This is a genomic window from Desulfuromonas carbonis (assembly GCF_054658035.1).
Genome location: NZ_BAAHXR010000001.1, coordinates 202,639 through 217,732, shown reverse-complemented (window position 1 = coordinate 217,732; position 15,094 = coordinate 202,639). Strand labels below are relative to the sequence as shown.

Sequence of the window (15,094 nt, the reverse complement as noted above, 5' to 3'; positions counted from 1 at the left end):
TATGAAAAAAGCTGCCATCCTGGTCGTCGACGACGAAGAGAGTCTTCGCTTCACCTTCAGCTCCTTCCTCAAGGATGCCGGCCACCTGGTCAACACCGCCGAAAGCTTCCGCGAAGCCCTGGCGATCCTGAAGGAACACCGTTTCGACCTGATTTTTGCCGACATCCTGCTGGGAGAAAAGACCGGCCTCGATCTTCTTGCCGAGTTGCGCAGACAGGGGCAGGAGTGTCCGGTCATTCTGGTCACCGGCGCACCATCCCTGGCTACCGCCGCCGAGGCGGTCCGGCTCGGCGCCTATGACTATATCGCCAAGCCGGTGACCCGGGACATCCTGCTGCGGGTGACCCGGATGGCCCTGGAGATGCAAGAGCTGCGAGAGGAGAAGGAGCGCTACCGGATCAACCTGGAAGCAATCTTCGACAGCGTCCGGGATGGCCTCGTCACCGTCGATTTCCAGCTCAAGGTTCTTGCTGCCAATCGCGTCTCCCAGTCCCTCTGCTGTTTCACCGGCCTGGCGGTGGGAGCCTCCCTCGCGGGGCTCGAAAACCGGGAGTGCCACATCTGTCTGGAGGTTCTGCGCAAGTGCCTGAAAGAACGGCGCATGACCAAACGGGATCGCGTCACCTGCTTGGTGTCCGGGCGGCCGGTGCGGGTTCTGTCCCTGGTCGCTACGCCGCTGATGGGGCCGGGCGGACATTTCGCCGGCGCCGTTTTGACCATGTGCGATGAAACCCGCCTCGACAGCCTGGAGAAGAATCTCGGCGAGCGCACCCAACTGCGGCGCCTGACCGGCAGGAGCCCGGTCATGCAGAAGGTCTTTGCCCTGGTCGATATACTGGCTGATGTCGATTCGACCGTATTGATCAGCGGCGAGAGCGGCACCGGCAAGGAACTGGTTGCCGAGGCCCTGCACTTTTGCGGGGGGCGGCGGGATGCTCCCCTGGTCCGGGTGAACTGCTCCGCCTTGACCGAGAGCCTGCTCGAGAGTGAACTCTTCGGTCATGTCAAAGGAGCTTTCACCGGCGCCATCCGGGACAAGGTCGGGCGGTTCCAACTGGCCGATGGCGGCACAATCTTTCTTGATGAAATCGGGGATATTTCTCCGGGGATGCAGGTTCGCCTGCTGCGGGTTCTTCAGGAAAAGGAATTCGAACGGGTCGGCGATGCCCGGCCGATCAAGGTCGATGTGCGCATTGTGGCAGCAACCAACCGGGACCTGGCGGCCCAGGTGCGTGCTGGTGTATTTCGCGAAGATCTCTATTACCGGCTCAAGGTGGTGGTGGTCGACCTTCCTCCCCTGCGAGACCGGCGGGACGACCTGCCGCTGCTGGTCGACCAGTTCCTTGCCCGCTTCAATCGCAAGTTGAACCGCACCGTCACCGGGGTCGAGGAGGAAGTCATGCGCCTCTTCTTCAGTTACCCCTGGCCTGGCAACATCCGGGAACTCGAACATGCCCTGGAACATGCCTTCATCCTCAGCCGGGGGGCCGTCCTGCAACGCAACCACCTGCCCGATGAAATCCGCTCTTTTAGTCGGCCTGAACCTGACTCTCCACCCTCGAACGGGGATGCCGGTGCCCTGCGGGACGCCTTGCAGCGGGCCGGGGGAAACAAGGCCAAGGCTGCAAGGCTCCTGGGTATCAGCCGTCGCACCCTCTACCGCAAGCTCGCCGAAGCTGAACTTCCCGACCTCTGAATCCTGTCTGCCCTGACACACTTATGTGCCGTCACACAAGTGTGTCAGGATACACCTGTGCCACTACCTCCGCCGTTTGATGTCGGTCGGCAAGGGCCCGTTCCCGGCGATCAACCGGTTCCAAGACCTTCCCCGTACTCTTGGAAATAGATTTATAACACGGTGGCCTTTCTCAGAGAAAACCGGTTTGCTGTGGTTAGGGTGAGTCGAGGATCCCAGCCCAGCCCGTGTGAATCCCGGGAGGTGGGAGATTGGCATGGTTAATGATATGAGGGGTGACTAATTAGCACAACGCTAACGACAAAACTCCAATCGGACAGATCTTGATCTGTCGCAGCTCGAAACCTCCTGATGAAGAATGTGATGGTCGGGGGCATGCAATGATAGGAGATCAATTATGAAGGACCTGAAGCTGGCCCATAAGATCTATCTTTTGAGCGTGGCTATCATTCTGATTTTCACCTTGACCATCGGCTGGGTCTATACCCAGTTGCGGGACAATCTCTTCCACAGCAAACAGGAAGAAATTCGCCACACTGTCGAGGCCGCCTGGAATGGGGCGGAGTACTTCGTCAACCAGGCCAAGGCCGGAAATCTGAGTCAGGCGGAGGCGCAGCAGGCGGTGCGTGCGTCGCTGAAGGCGGCCCGTTTCGACGGTGACAACTACTTCTGGATCAACGATCTTGAACCGCGGATGATCATGCATCCCATGCGACCCGAACTGGACGGAACCGATCTTTCCGGATATTGCGATCCGTTAGGGAATGCTCTTTTTGTCCAGATGGTCGAGGTCGCCAACCGGCAGGGCGAGGGGTTTGTAGAATACTCCTGGCCCAAGCCCGGAGTAGGTCGGCCGGTGCCGAAATTTTCCTATGTCAAAGTTCTCCCCGAATGGGGTTGGATCATCGGTGCTGGTCTCTACGTCGATGATGTGGAAGCCGTTCTGGGACAAGTCTTCCGCATCACCTGTGCCGTTACCGCAGGGGTAATTCTCTCGGTTCTGGTCCTGGTCTTCCTGGTGGCGCGCAGCATTTCCAGCCCTTTGCAGCAGGTGATCGATATGCTCGGTGAATTGAATCACGGCAACCTCGATGTGCGGCTCGGCTTTTCCCGGCGGGACGAGGTGGGTCGCATGGCCGAGGCAGTCGATGGTTTTGCCGAAAACCTCAAAAACGAAATCGTTGCCGCATTCCAGTGCCTGGCCAAGGGGGACTTTACCTTTGCCGTTCGCGGGGTGGCCCGCAAGCCCCTGGCACTGACCAACGCACGCCTCGGTGATCTGGTTGACGAGATTCGCTTGGTCGCGGAGCAGGTCGCCAGGGGGAGTCAGGTCTTGTCCTCCTCCTCTTCCGATCTTTCTTCCGGGGCCACCGAGCAGGCCGCCGCCGCCGAGGAAGCTTCCTCTTCCATTGAGCAGATGGCCGCCAATATTCGCCAGAACGCCGAACACGCCCGAGAGACCGAAATCCTCGCCATCCAGGCCTCCCGGAATGCTGGCGAGGGGGGGGTGGCAGTTGCCGAAACGACGACTGCAATGAAGGAAATCGCCGGCAAGATCATGATTATCGAGGAGATTGCCCGGCAGACCAATCTGTTGGCCCTCAATGCCGCCATTGAAGCAGCGCGGGCCGGCGAGTACGGCCAAGGGTTTGCCGTGGTCGCCGCCGAGGTGCGTAAGCTGGCCGAACGGAGCCAGTTGGCGGCCCGCGATATCGGCACCTTGTCCGCTTCCAGCATCGATGTAGCCGAGAAAGCTGGGAACCTGCTGAAATCGGTGGTCCCCGCGATTCAGAAGACTGCCGAACTGGTGCAGGAGATCAGCACTGCCAGCCGGGAACAGGAACTGGGGGCCGACCAGGTCAGCCGGGCGATCCAGCAACTCGATCAGGTCATCCAGCAGAATGCCGGTGCTTCCGAGGAGATGGCGACCACCGCCGAAGAATTGGCCAGTCAGGCGGACACCCTGCAGCAGGCGGTGGCGATGTTGCGCACCAAAACGTCGGTGCAGACCGCTTCCGGCCTGTCTCCGACCTGCACCCAGCAGCGCCTTCAACCGGGAGTGCTGCCGATACCCGAAATGGAGCCCCAGAGTTTGGCCGGGGCGGTTTAGAGAATGAACGGGGAGACCATGCCGGAGTCGATAAGCAACCTGGAAGACAATAGGGTGCAACTGAGTGTCGCAGGGAAGATCGATCTGGAGGGTCTGACGGGCCTTTTTGAAGCATTGCGTGGTGCCCTCGCCGGCTCGGCTCCGGTGGTCCTTTCCATTGGCAGCGGAGATCCGGGCATTCCCTTGCTGCAACTTCTCTGCGCCGCCCATCGTACCGCCGTGGCTGCAAAGCGGACTCTGGCGGTGGAATGGCAGCAGCCGGGGGAAGCCTGCAAATTTTTGCACGAATCGGGTTTTCTCCGCCATGTGCCCTGCTCCTGTAGTACCGATGGGGAGTGCCTCTGGCGGGAGGACCGTTGGACGTGAGCCAATCGAGACGACATCCTTCTGCTGAGGTTCAAGGCCATCGCCGATTGCAGGAGCAGAATGACAATCTGTCCCACGCCATCCTGGACCTCCAGGATAAAATCGACCAGGCCATCGGCAATGTCGAGAGGATTTTCGAAACCTTGCAGCGAGACCAGGACCCATCCTGAACCCCTTCCCGTAATGGGAGGAGAAACAAGAGGAGACCATGAGCAAGAAAATCATGATCGTAGAAGATTCGGCAAGCATTCGGGCATTGATAGCCGCGACCCTGAACAATGAAGGGTATGACGTCCTCGAAGCCGAGGATGGGGAAGACGCCCTGACCAAGCTGGGCGGGCAGCAGGATGGGGTCGACATGATGATTACCGACCTCAACATGCCCCGCATGGACGGCATCAATCTGATCGAGAGGTTCCGCAAGATTCCGGGCTGTCGTTTTATCCCGGTGGTGATGCTGACCACCGAATCGCAGGAAGAAAAGCGTCGCCAGGGGAAGGCCGCCGGGGCATCGGCCTGGCTGACCAAACCCTTCAAACCGGAACAGCTCCTCGGTCTGGTGCGCATGGTCCTGGTATGAAAGGGGCACAGAGCGGGGTCTTTATCGACGAGGCCCGCGAGCTGCTGGAGGAGGTGGAACGCGGACTCCTCGCTCTCGAAGAGGCGCCGGACGATCCCGAGCAGGTCGCCACCCTCTTCCGGGCGCTGCATACCCTCAAGGGGTCGGGGGCGATGTTCGGTTTCGAGGCGATCGCCGCCGTTGCCCACGAGATGGAAGCCCTCTTCGAGCTGGTGCGCGCCGCCCGCTGCAGTGTCAGCACCGAACTGATCGACCTCGCCCTGCTCGCCCTCGATCATCTCAAGGTCCTGGTCGCCATTGCCGCCGGCGAGGAGCAGGAGCAACCGGAGCTGGCACCCCTGCTCGGCCGTATCCGCAGCTTCTGCAGCCGCCTCGGCGAGGCGACCACCGCCGCGCGCCCGGTTTCCGCCGGGAGGGTGGACGGCACTACCCGAACCTACCGGATTCGCTTTTATCCCCCGGCCGACATCTTCCAGCGCGGCCTCAACCCCCTCGGTTTCCTGCGCGAACTTTACGCTCTCGGCGACTGCCTCGCCGTGGTGCAGACCGGGGAGGTTCCCAACCTCGATGCCCTCGATCCCCAGCGCTGCTATCTCTTCTGGGACCTGATTCTCACCACCGATGCCAGCGTCGATTCCATCCGCGACATCTTCATCTTCATCGAAGATGGCTGTCGCCTTTCGATCACCCTGATCGACGAAGACGGCTGGCCGGAGAATGCTTCCGAGTACAAGCGCCTGGGTGAAATCCTCGTCGAGCGCGGTGATCTGCAGCCCGCCGAACTCGAGCAGATCCTGCAGGAACGCAAGCGGCTCGGCGAAAGCCTGGTGGCAGCCGGCATGGTCGACAGTGGCCGTGTCGATTCGGCCCTCGCCGAACAGCAGCGGGTCCAGGAGCTGCGTCGCAAACGGCATGGCAGTAGCTCCCAGAGCAGCCTGCGGGTCAACTCGGAAAAGCTCGACCAGCTGGTCAACCTGGTCGGTGAGCTGGTGACGGTTCAGGCCCGGCTCAGCCAGTTCGTGGCACACAACGATGATCCGGCGCTGGTCAGCATCGGCGAAGAGGTGGAGCGCCTGACCTGGGATCTGCGCGACCAGATTCTCAATATCCGCATGCTTCCCATCGGCAGCACCTTCGGCAAGTTCCAGCGCCTGGCGCGGGATCTGGCGCGGGAGCTCGGCAAGGATGTGGCTCTGGTCACCGCGGGCGCCGAGACCGAGCTCGACAAAACGGTGATCGAGCGCCTCGACGATCCCCTGGTTCACCTGCTGCGCAACGCCATCGACCATGGTATCGAAAGTCCGGAGCGCCGGCTGGCGGCCGGCAAGCCGGCCCAGGGGACGGTTACCCTGAGCGCCACCCATGCCGGGGCCTACGTACTGATCGAGGTCCGCGACGACGGCGCCGGTCTCGATCGTGAGGCGATCCGGCGGCGGGCGGTGGAGCAGGGGCTCTGGAGCGAGAGCGGTGAATACGGCGACCGGGAGTTCTTTACGCTCATCGCCACCCCCGGTTTCTCCACCGCCGGGAAGGTGACCAGTGTTTCCGGGCGCGGCGTCGGCATGGATGCGGTGCGCCAGGCGATCGAAGGGCTGCGCGGCAGCGTCGAACTGAGCAGCCGGCCGGGTCTCGGCACCACCTTCACCATCCGCCTGCCGCTCACCCTGGCGATCATCGACGGCCTGCTGGTCAACATCAGCGGCGAGTCCTACGTCTTCCCGATGGCGATGGTCGAGGAATGCGTCGAACTGCACCGCGCCGCCGCCGGCAAGGAGCGGCGCCGCAACATGGCGACGGTGCGGGGTGAGCTCGTCCCCTACGTCGATCTGCGCGAACACTTCAATATTCATGGCGAGGTGCCGGCGATCCAGCAGATCGTCATTGCCGACCTCGACGGGCAACGCATCGGCTTCGTCGTCGATTACGTGGTCGGCGAACACCAGACCGTGATCAAGAACCTCGGTCGACTCTACAAGGAGGTGCGCGGCATCTCCGGCGCGACGATCCTCGGTGACGGGCGGGTGGCATTGATCGCCGATCTGCCGGCGCTGAGCGAGTTTGCCGAGGCGCGGGAGAAGGAACAGCTGGAACGGGTTGGTTGAATCGACCGGCCGATATCCATGGGTGGCCAAAAACCTTGCGGAAGAATTTGCCAATGTCAGTACCTACAGGGAGGGAAAGATGAAAATTGCTGCGAAATTGGGACTAGGATTCGGACTGGTCGTGGCGCTGCTGGTGGTCGTGTCGGCAACGGCGATCCTGCAGCTGCGTTCTGTGAATCGGGGTTACCAGGACGATGTTGGCACGGCCTATCACGCGGTCGATGCCGCCATGCAGACCCAGGTCGACCTGTTGCGCGCCCTGCGCAACCAGAAAAACTTTCATGAGACCAACGAGCTCGCCTATGCCGAGAAGGCCAAGGAGTGGTTAAAAACCACCGAAAAGGATCTGGTCGACCTCAAACAGGTGGTAAGGGGGATGGGAACCGAGGCGCAGAACCAGGTCGACGAGTCGGCCAAGGTTCTTTCCCGCTACGAAGAGAACCTGGACAAGTTCATCAAGACCACCCAGTTCCGGGGACTCACTGAAAATGACGGCGTCCAGGGGGAGTTCCGCAACGCCGCCCACGCCCTGGAGGCGGCGTTCAAGAAGGCCGACAAGACCGAACTGACGGTGCTCTACCTGCAGATGCGGCGCCACGAGAAGGACTTCATGCTGCGGGGGGACAGCAAGTACGTGGATGGGGTTCACAATGTCGGGAGCGCCTTGAACCAGCGGCTCGCCGCCTCGACCCTCGGCGCCGGACAGAAGGGCGAACTCGAAGGACTGCTCAATACCTACCTGATGGGGTTCGACAAGCTGGTAGCCAGCGATGTCGAGCTCGATAACCAGCTCGCGTCAATGGAGATCCTGGCCAACCAGATCCTGGAATTGTCCGAAGCCAACGATGTCGCTGCCGGTGACTACGCCGACAAGACCTCGGAGGCGATCTCCCTCTCCGCCAGCAACTCGATCCTGCTGGTCTGGGCTGTGAGCATCCTCAGCGCTCTGACAGCCTTTATCTTCGCCTTCTTCTTCGCCCGCTCCATCTCCAAGCCGATCGCCAAAGGGGTCGCCCTCGCCGAGGAGATCGCCAAGGGGGATTTCAGTACCCGCCTCAATCTGCAGCGAGCCGACGAGATCGGTCAGCTCTCGGTCTCCCTCGACAACATGGCCGACAGTCTGGCACGCCAGGCCGATGTCGCCGAGGAGATCGCCAAGGGGAATCTGACCGTCGAGGTCGAACTCGCCTCAGAGAAGGACCAGCTCGGAACCGCCCTGAAGAACATGGTGCAGATTCTCAACGATGTCCTTGGCCAGGTCAGCGCCTCCACCGACAACGTCTCATCGGGGAGCCAGGCGATGAGCGCCGCCTCCGAAGAGATGTCCCAAGGGGCGTCGGAGCAGGCCGCGGCCGCCGAAGAGGCCTCCAGCTCCATCGAACAGATGACCGCCAATATCCGCCAGAACGCCGACAACGCCTTGCAGACCGAGAAGATCGCCATCAAGGCCGCCCAGGATGCCCGTGATGGCGGCGCCGCGGTGGCCGAGACGACCATGGCGATGAAGGAGATCGCCAACAAGATCATGATCATCGAGGAGATCGCCCGCCAGACCAACCTGCTTGCCCTCAATGCGGCGATCGAGGCCGCCCGCGCCGGCGAGCACGGCAAGGGGTTCGCGGTGGTCGCCGCCGAGGTCCGCAAGCTGGCCGAACGCAGCCAGGTCGCGGCCGGCGAAATCAGCACCCTCTCGGTCTCCAGCGTCGAGGTGGCGGAGAAGGCGGCCAGCCTCCTTGACGTCATTGTTCCCAATATCCAGAAGACCGCCGAGTTGGTGCAGGAGATCAGCGCCGCCAGCAAGGAACAGGACTCGGGTGCCGAGCAGATCAACAAAGCGATCCAGCAGCTCGACCTCGTCATCCAGCAGAACGCCTCGGCCTCCGAGGAGATGGCCTCCACCGCCGAAGAGCTCTCGAGCCAGGCCGAGCAGTTGCAGGAGATGATCGCCTTCTTCCAGGTCGCCGGCGGTGGCAAGATGCGAGTCCACAAGGATGCGTCGGCCGGCGGCAAGGGGAAGGTCAAGGCCCAGATCGCCCACCTCGCCGGCAAGGCGGGCGCGGGGAAGGCCCAGTACCTGCGCCCGGAGGAGAAGAAACGGGTCAAAGGGATCGCCCTTGATCTCGGCAGCGACGGGGACGCCCTTGACGACGAATTCGAGCGGTTCTGAGAGTCCCGATCCGGCAACCCCTTGCCAAAGGAGCGACTATGTCTGGTGCAGCGACGACCAGTTTGCAATATCTGACCTTTTCCCTCGGTGACGAAGTCTTTGCCGTCGACGTCACCAAGGCCCGAGAGGTCCTCGATTTCACCACCGTAACCCGGGTGCCGCAGACCCCGCGCTTCATGATCGGGGTCATCAACCTGCGCAGCAGCGTGGTGCCGGTGATCGACCTGCGCCTCAAGTTCGGCATGGCGGCCACCGAACGCACCGTCAACACCTGCATCATCGTCATGGATATCGTCGTCGATGGCGATTTGCTCACCGTCGGCGCCCTGGTCGATTCGGTGCGGGAGGTGCTCGAAATCGGCAGCGACCACATCGAGCCGCCACCCCGGATCGGCACCCGGCTGAAGACCGAATTTCTCAAGGGGATGGCCGGCATCGACGATCATTTCGTGATGCTGCTCGATATCGACCGGGTCTTCTCTGCCGACGAACTGGCGCTGGTCCAGGCGGCGAGCGAAGAGGCGGAAACGGTGGAGTAGGGGATGGAGCGAGCGGGGGGAGAGGCCATCGCCGAATGGATCGCGGAACGCAAGCGGATGAAGACCTTTTCCGATCGTGACTTCGAACGCTTCAGCCGCATGATCTACACCAAGTGCGGCATCAACCTGCAGCCCCACAAGAAGAACATGCTCGAGGCGCGGCTGCGCAAGCGGCTGCGCCAGCTCGGTATCGACACCTTTGCCGATTACGCGGACTATGTCTTCAGTGCCGAGGGGCACCTCGAAGAGCTGGTGCCGCTGATCGACGAGGTGACCACCAACAAGACGGACTTCTTTCGCGAGCAGAACCACTTCGAATTCCTGCTGGCGCAGGGGCTGGATGATCTCTCGCGGCAGTTCGGCGCCGGCAGCGAAAGGCCGCTGCGGGTCTGGAGTGCCGGGTGTTCCACCGGTGAGGAACCCTACACCCTCGCCATGGTCCTCAGCGAGTACCAGCAGCGCGTCGGCACCTATGAATTTTCGATCCTTGCCACCGATATCTCGACCCGGGTGCTGGAGCGGGCCCAGCTCGGGATCTACGCGGAAGAAAAGATAGTCCCGGTCCCCGTCGAGCTGCGGCGCAGGTATCTGCTGCGCAGCAAGGAACGCGAGCGCCGGCAGGTGCGGATTGCGCCGGCGTTGCGCAGGCGGGTCAGCTTCCGGCGCCTGAACTTCATGGATGATGATTGGGGGATCCGTGACCCTCTCGACATGATTTTCTGCCGCAATGTCATGATCTATTTCGACCGCCCGACCCAACTGGCCCTGTTGCAGCGTTTCTGCCGCCTGTTGCCCGCCGGGCGGCTCCTCTTCCTCGGCCACAGCGAGAGCCTGCACGGTCTGGGACTCCCCCTGGTGCAGCTGGCACCGTCGATCTACCGGCGCAATTAAGGTCTGGATTATGCCGATTTTGCCGTCCCCAGCAAGGACCAAACCTGCCAGCGACCCGATCCGGGTCCTGATCGTCGACGATTCGTCGGTGGTGCGGCAGACGCTGACCGCGATTCTCTCGGCCGATCCGCAATTGCAGGTGATCGGTACCGCCGCCGACCCCTACCTGGCGGCGGAGAAGATTCGCAAGGAGATCCCGGACGTCATCACCCTCGACATCGAGATGCCACGGATGGACGGCCTGACCTTCCTGCAGAAGCTGATGAATCAGCACCCGATCCCGGTGGTGATCTGTTCCAGCCTCACCGAAAAGGGGGCGGACGCCACCCTGCGGGCCCTGCAGTACGGGGCGGTGGAGATTATCAACAAGCCGCGGCTCGGGGCGCGCCAATTTCTCGAAGAGTCGGGGGTGCTGATCCGGGATGCGGTGAAGGCGGCGGCGGTCGCCCGGCTCCGCCCCTTGAGTGCCCTGCAGCGGCTGGTTCAGCCCAAGCTGACCGCCGATGCGGTTCTGCCGGCGCGCGCGCCGGGGGGCGTGCTCAAGACCACCGAAAAGGTGGTGGTGATAGGCGCCTCCACCGGTGGCACTGAAGCCTTGCGGGTGATCCTCGAGACCCTCCCCCATGATGCGCCGGGGATGGTTGTGGTCCAGCACATGCCCCAGGAATTCACCGCGGCCTTTGCCCGGCGCCTCGATGGCATCTGCCGGGTCGAGGTCAAGGAGGCTGCCGATGGGGACAGCGTCATTCCCGGTCGGGCGCTGATCGCCCCTGGCAACCGCCACGTCCTGCTCAAGCGCAGCGGCGCCCGCTACTATGTCGAGGTCAAGGACGGGCCGCTGGTCTGTCGCCATCGCCCCTCCGTCGATGTCCTGTTTCGGGCCGCGGCCCGCTATGCCGGCGCCAACGCCATCGGCATCCTGTTGACCGGCATGGGCGATGACGGCGCCCGCAGTCTGCTCGAACTGCGGCAGGCCGGGGCGCGGACCCTGGTCCAGGACGAAGCGACCAGTATCGTCTTCGGGATGCCCGGGGAAGCGATCCGGCTCGGCGCCGCTGAGCGGGTCCTTCCCCTGCCGGAGATTGCCGGGGCCCTGATGAAGCTTTATCACGAAGGGTGAGAAGTCACCCCAACGGGAGTTGCCAATGAAGAAGTGGAGCGACGAGGAACTGCTCAGCGCCCTGCGCCAGCGCCTGGATGCCGACCGCCAGGCCTTCAACGACCTGACGGTTATGACCCGCAAGCTCGAAGAGGTCAACCACCGGTTGCAGCAATCGGAGTCGCTGAAGAGTCAATTCCTCTCCAATATCCGTAACGAAATCAACAATCCCCTGACGTCGATCATCGGCCTGGCGGGACAGCTTGCGGCGGGCAAGGCGGGGGACAGGGCGACCGATTTTGCCGAAATGATCTATGCCGAAGCCCACGGCCTCGACGCCCAGCTGCAAAATATTTTCATGGCGGCAGAGCTTGAATCGGGCGAAGCGCTCCCGGAGTGGGCGCAGGTCGATGTCAGCGGGGTCTTGAAGAGCCTGTGCGACCGCATCGAATTCCGCTGCCGGGAAAAGGGAGTGGCCATCAACCTCCAGGTGGCGGACGACCTCCAGTTTGTCAGTGATCAGCAGAAACTTTCCCTGATCGTCGGCAATCTGCTCGCCAACGCGGTCGATTTCAGCCCTCCCAACAGTGCCGTCGGTCTCTTCGCCGAGGTCAGCGGTGAGGCGTTGCAGGTTGTCGTTGCCGATGCCGGTCCCGGGATCGCACCTGAAGATCAGGATCGCGTTTTCGACCGGTTCTGCCAGCTCGACACCGGCACCACCAAGCAGCACCGGGGCCATGGCCTCGGTTTGAGCATCGCCCGCAGCCTGGCCCAGGTCCTGAGCGGCAGCCTGACCCTGGAAAGCACCCCTGGTGAAGGTTGCCTGCTGACCCTGGTCCTGCCGGCGCCGGCGGTCGGCGCCGAGGTGACCGATCATGCCACCGCCGGCAACCTCTTCATGTTCGACGAACCCGAAATCTTCTGAGCTGGCAGGTTGCCTGCCGGCGTCGAGGGGCGTCTGTGGAATTGAAATCCCACTATCTTTATCCCGGGGCACTCTTTGTTCACCCCGAACCGCACCTGGTGACCACGGTGCTCGGTTCCTGCGTGGCGGTCTGCCTCTGGGACCCCCAGCAGGCGATGGGCGGCATCAACCACTACCTGCTGCCGCTCTGGAACGGGGAAGGGTTGCCGACCCCCCGCTACGGCAGCGTGGCGATCCCGCGCCTGGTCGAGCGTCTGATCGAGTTCGGGGCGCGACGGGAACGGTTGCAGGCAAAGATTTTCGGTGGAGCCTCAATGTGGAAGTCGAATGAAGGTCTGCTGGCGGTCGGGGAGCGCAACATCTCCCTGGCCCTCCATCTTCTGGAGGAGTTGCGGATTCCGATTCTCGGCAAGGATGTCGGTGGCATGCAGGGGCGTAAAATTGTCTTCAACAACGGTACCGGGGAGGTCCTGTTGCGCCGCCATCGCGGCCAGTTGCAACCGGCGGCCTGACCAACGCCGGGATTTTGTTTCATGCGTGGGGGAGCATCCGAAGCAAATGCGCAGTCCTTTTCTGAACCTCAAATACTATCTGGCGGGCCTGGCTCTGTTCTGGACCCTGGCGATGGTCGGCGGGACCGTCCTCCACCTGAACGAGGAGGATAGCCAGGTCGTCGCCAACGCAAGGATCGAGGCCGACGCCCTCATGCGGCGCGAGGTTCTTGCTCTGCAATGGAGTGCCCGCCAGGGGGGGGTCTACGTCCCGGTCAGCGCCGAGATCCAGCCCGATCTACGGCTTGCCCGGCTGCCGGAACGGGATGTAACCACCCCCAGCGGCAAGATCTTGACGCTGCTTAATCCTGTCTGCAAAACCTTGCCGGACGACGAACTCGACGCCCGGCGCTATGGTGGCGGGCATTTGGTCAGCACTCGGTCGCCGGATTCCGGTCAGGCGCCCGATGCCTGGGACGTTCAGGCCCTGGAAAAACTCCGCGCCGGAGAAGCGGAAGTGAGCAGCCTCGAACGGCAACAAACGGAGGAGTTCCTGCGGGTGATGCGCCCATTACAGTTTGCGGGGCACTGCCAGGAGTGTCATCCCAGACAGGATTCCGCCGGGAAACCGGTGCAGGCCGGCATCAGCCTGCTGGTCCCCTTAACGCCGCTGCGGCTCGCCGTTGCCGCCCACCAGCAGGCGTTGGTCTCGCGCTATCTGCTGCTCTGGCTCGAAGGTATAGGGGCCCTGCTGCTCGGGTTCTGGATTCTGCGCCGGCAACGGAAGCTCGCCGAACAGAGCGAGGAACGACGCAGCCAGGCCGAACGCTCCATCAACTATCTGACCTACCACGACCCCCTCACGGGCCTCCCCAACCGGCAACTCTTCGACGACCGCCTGCGGCTGGCCCTGGTCCATGCCGGACGTCTCGACCAGCAAGTGGCGGTGGTTCAGTTCGGTCTCGACAAATTCAAGCACGTCAATGGCAGCCTCGGGCATGCTGCTGGCGATTCGCTGTTGCAGGAGGTCGCCCGCCGCCTGTCCCTCTGTCTGCGTCCCGACGATTCCATAGCGCGTTTCGGGGCCGACCGTTTCTTGCTCCTCTTCCCCGGGTTGCGCAAAGCCGAGGACGCCGCCAAGGTCATCGAAAAGGTTCTGCTCAGTTTCGACCAGCCGTTGTTGGTGGAGGAGCGGGAAGTCTTCCTCTCCGCCAGCAGCGGCATCGCCCTCTTCCCCGCCGACGGCCGGGACAGCAATACCCTGCTGCGTAATGCCGAATCGGCCCTCAATCGGGCCAAAGATCTGGGCCGCGGCACTTTTCAGTTTTACGCTCCGGCGATGAACTTTCGAGCCGTCGAACAGATTGCCCTCGACGCCGGTTTGCGCCGGGCGCTGGAGTTGGGCCAACTGGAGGTCCATTACCAGCCCCAGGTCGATGGTGTCACCGGGGAGATCCTCGGTGCCGAGGCTCTGCTGCGTTGGAATCACCCGGAGTTCGGGCTGGTCTCTCCCGACCAGTTCATTCCCATGGCCGAGGAGAGCGGGCAGATTCTGGCCATTGGCCGCTGGGTGCTGGAAACCGCCTGCCGCCAGACGGCCTGCTGGCGGACCGATTTCGGCAAACCCCTGCATATCGGAGTCAACCTTTCCCCACGGCAATTTCAGCAGCCGGATCTGGTGGAGATGATCGAAAGTATCCTGGATGCGACCGGACTGCCGGCCGAAGCCCTGGAGATCGAAATCACCGAAGGGATCCTGATCCGTGATTTCGATCAGGCTTTGGAGAACCTGACCGACCTGAAAGTACGCGGGGTCAAGATCGCCATCGACGATTTCGGCACCGGTTATTCGTCCCTCTCCTACCTGGTAAAGTTTCCTATCGATCGGCTGAAGATCGATCGCTCCTTTGTCGCCGGGCTCGAAAGTGACGCGGGGAACCAGGTCGTCGTCAACTCGATCATCGACCTCGCTGCCCGCATGCACATCGAACTGATTGCCGAAGGGGTCGAGACCGAGAGCCAGCGTGAAATCCTGCTGCAGAACCGCTGCCGCTATATGCAGGGCTTTCTCTTCGGCCGGGCGGTCAATGTCGGAACCTTCATCGGCCTGCTCTCCGCCTGAGAGTGA

Annotated in this window: 12 protein-coding genes; all 12 read left to right on the top strand. The window is 62.4% G+C overall.

Annotation, left to right across the window (positions count from 1 at the left end):
• Position 1: 1 nt before the first annotated feature.
• The gene (locus tag ACYQ8E_RS01030; protein ID WP_066726056.1) at positions 2-1,696 is read left to right on the top strand and encodes a sigma-54 dependent transcriptional regulator; all 1,695 of its coding nucleotides are present in this window, start codon (positions 2-4) and stop codon (positions 1,694-1,696) included.
• Positions 1,697-2,093: 397 nt separating this feature from the next.
• On the top strand, positions 2,094-3,806 hold the full coding sequence (locus ACYQ8E_RS01025) for a methyl-accepting chemotaxis protein (protein ID WP_066726059.1): 1,713 nt from the start codon (positions 2,094-2,096) through the stop codon (positions 3,804-3,806).
• An 18-nt stretch (positions 3,807-3,824) separates the two neighbouring features.
• Positions 3,825-4,172, top strand: coding sequence for an STAS domain-containing protein (locus ACYQ8E_RS01020; protein ID WP_157471812.1), 348 nt, complete (start codon positions 3,825-3,827; stop codon positions 4,170-4,172).
• A gap of 208 nt (positions 4,173-4,380) precedes the next feature.
• Positions 4,381-4,752 carry a response regulator gene (locus ACYQ8E_RS01015; RefSeq protein ID WP_066726065.1) on the top strand — a complete coding sequence of 124 codons (372 nt, stop codon included), beginning with the start codon at positions 4,381-4,383 and terminating at the stop codon, positions 4,750-4,752.
• A complete protein-coding gene (locus tag ACYQ8E_RS01010; RefSeq protein WP_066726068.1) occupies positions 4,749-6,854 on the top strand; it encodes a chemotaxis protein CheA in 2,106 nt (701 codons plus the stop codon). The genes ACYQ8E_RS01015 and ACYQ8E_RS01010 overlap by 4 nt, the downstream gene beginning before the upstream one ends.
• 79 nt (positions 6,855-6,933) lie before the next feature.
• Entirely contained in the window at positions 6,934-9,021 is a 2,088-nt protein-coding gene (locus tag ACYQ8E_RS01005; RefSeq protein WP_082820470.1) for a methyl-accepting chemotaxis protein, read from the top strand.
• Positions 9,022-9,059: 38 nt separating this feature from the next.
• Positions 9,060-9,560: a chemotaxis protein CheW gene (locus tag ACYQ8E_RS01000; RefSeq protein WP_066726074.1), complete on the top strand. Its 501-nt coding sequence runs from the start codon at positions 9,060-9,062 to the stop codon at positions 9,558-9,560.
• A gap of 3 nt (positions 9,561-9,563) precedes the next feature.
• Positions 9,564-10,451 carry a CheR family methyltransferase gene (locus ACYQ8E_RS00995; RefSeq protein WP_157471814.1) on the top strand — a complete coding sequence of 296 codons (888 nt, stop codon included), beginning with the start codon at positions 9,564-9,566 and terminating at the stop codon, positions 10,449-10,451.
• A 10-nt stretch (positions 10,452-10,461) separates the two neighbouring features.
• The gene (locus tag ACYQ8E_RS00990; RefSeq protein ID WP_066726077.1) at positions 10,462-11,571 is read left to right on the top strand and encodes a protein-glutamate methylesterase/protein-glutamine glutaminase; all 1,110 of its coding nucleotides are present in this window, start codon (positions 10,462-10,464) and stop codon (positions 11,569-11,571) included.
• 25 nt (positions 11,572-11,596) lie between these two features.
• A complete protein-coding gene (locus ACYQ8E_RS00985) occupies positions 11,597-12,475 on the top strand; it encodes a sensor histidine kinase (protein WP_066726080.1) in 879 nt (292 codons plus the stop codon).
• A 35-nt stretch (positions 12,476-12,510) separates the two neighbouring features.
• The gene (locus tag ACYQ8E_RS00980; RefSeq protein WP_066726083.1) at positions 12,511-12,987 is read left to right on the top strand and encodes a chemotaxis protein CheD; all 477 of its coding nucleotides are present in this window, start codon (positions 12,511-12,513) and stop codon (positions 12,985-12,987) included.
• A gap of 46 nt (positions 12,988-13,033) precedes the next feature.
• A complete protein-coding gene (locus ACYQ8E_RS00975) occupies positions 13,034-15,088 on the top strand; it encodes a putative bifunctional diguanylate cyclase/phosphodiesterase (RefSeq protein WP_066726091.1) in 2,055 nt (684 codons plus the stop codon).
• The last annotated feature ends 6 nt before the right edge of the window (positions 15,089-15,094 follow it).

Bases quoted from the DNA above. Each gene is read 5' to 3' on its own strand.
- ACYQ8E_RS00990 (WP_066726077.1), top strand. From the start codon at position 10,462: ATGCCGATTTTGCCGTCCCCAGCAAGGACCAAACCTGCCAGCGACCCG.
- ACYQ8E_RS01020 (WP_157471812.1), top strand. From the start codon at position 3,825: ATGCCGGAGTCGATAAGCAACCTGGAAGACAATAGGGTGCAACTGAGT.
- ACYQ8E_RS01025 (WP_066726059.1), top strand. From the start codon at position 2,094: ATGAAGGACCTGAAGCTGGCCCATAAGATCTATCTTTTGAGCGTGGCT.
- ACYQ8E_RS01005 (WP_082820470.1), top strand. From the start codon at position 6,934: ATGAAAATTGCTGCGAAATTGGGACTAGGATTCGGACTGGTCGTGGCG.
- ACYQ8E_RS01030 (WP_066726056.1), top strand. From the start codon at position 2: ATGAAAAAAGCTGCCATCCTGGTCGTCGACGACGAAGAGAGTCTTCGC.
- ACYQ8E_RS00985 (WP_066726080.1), top strand. From the start codon at position 11,597: ATGAAGAAGTGGAGCGACGAGGAACTGCTCAGCGCCCTGCGCCAGCGC.
- ACYQ8E_RS00995 (WP_157471814.1), top strand. From the start codon at position 9,564: ATGGAGCGAGCGGGGGGAGAGGCCATCGCCGAATGGATCGCGGAACGC.
- ACYQ8E_RS01010 (WP_066726068.1), top strand. From the start codon at position 4,749: ATGAAAGGGGCACAGAGCGGGGTCTTTATCGACGAGGCCCGCGAGCTG.
- ACYQ8E_RS01015 (WP_066726065.1), top strand. From the start codon at position 4,381: ATGAGCAAGAAAATCATGATCGTAGAAGATTCGGCAAGCATTCGGGCA.
- ACYQ8E_RS00975 (WP_066726091.1), top strand. From the start codon at position 13,034: ATGCGCAGTCCTTTTCTGAACCTCAAATACTATCTGGCGGGCCTGGCT.
- ACYQ8E_RS01000 (WP_066726074.1), top strand. From the start codon at position 9,060: ATGTCTGGTGCAGCGACGACCAGTTTGCAATATCTGACCTTTTCCCTC.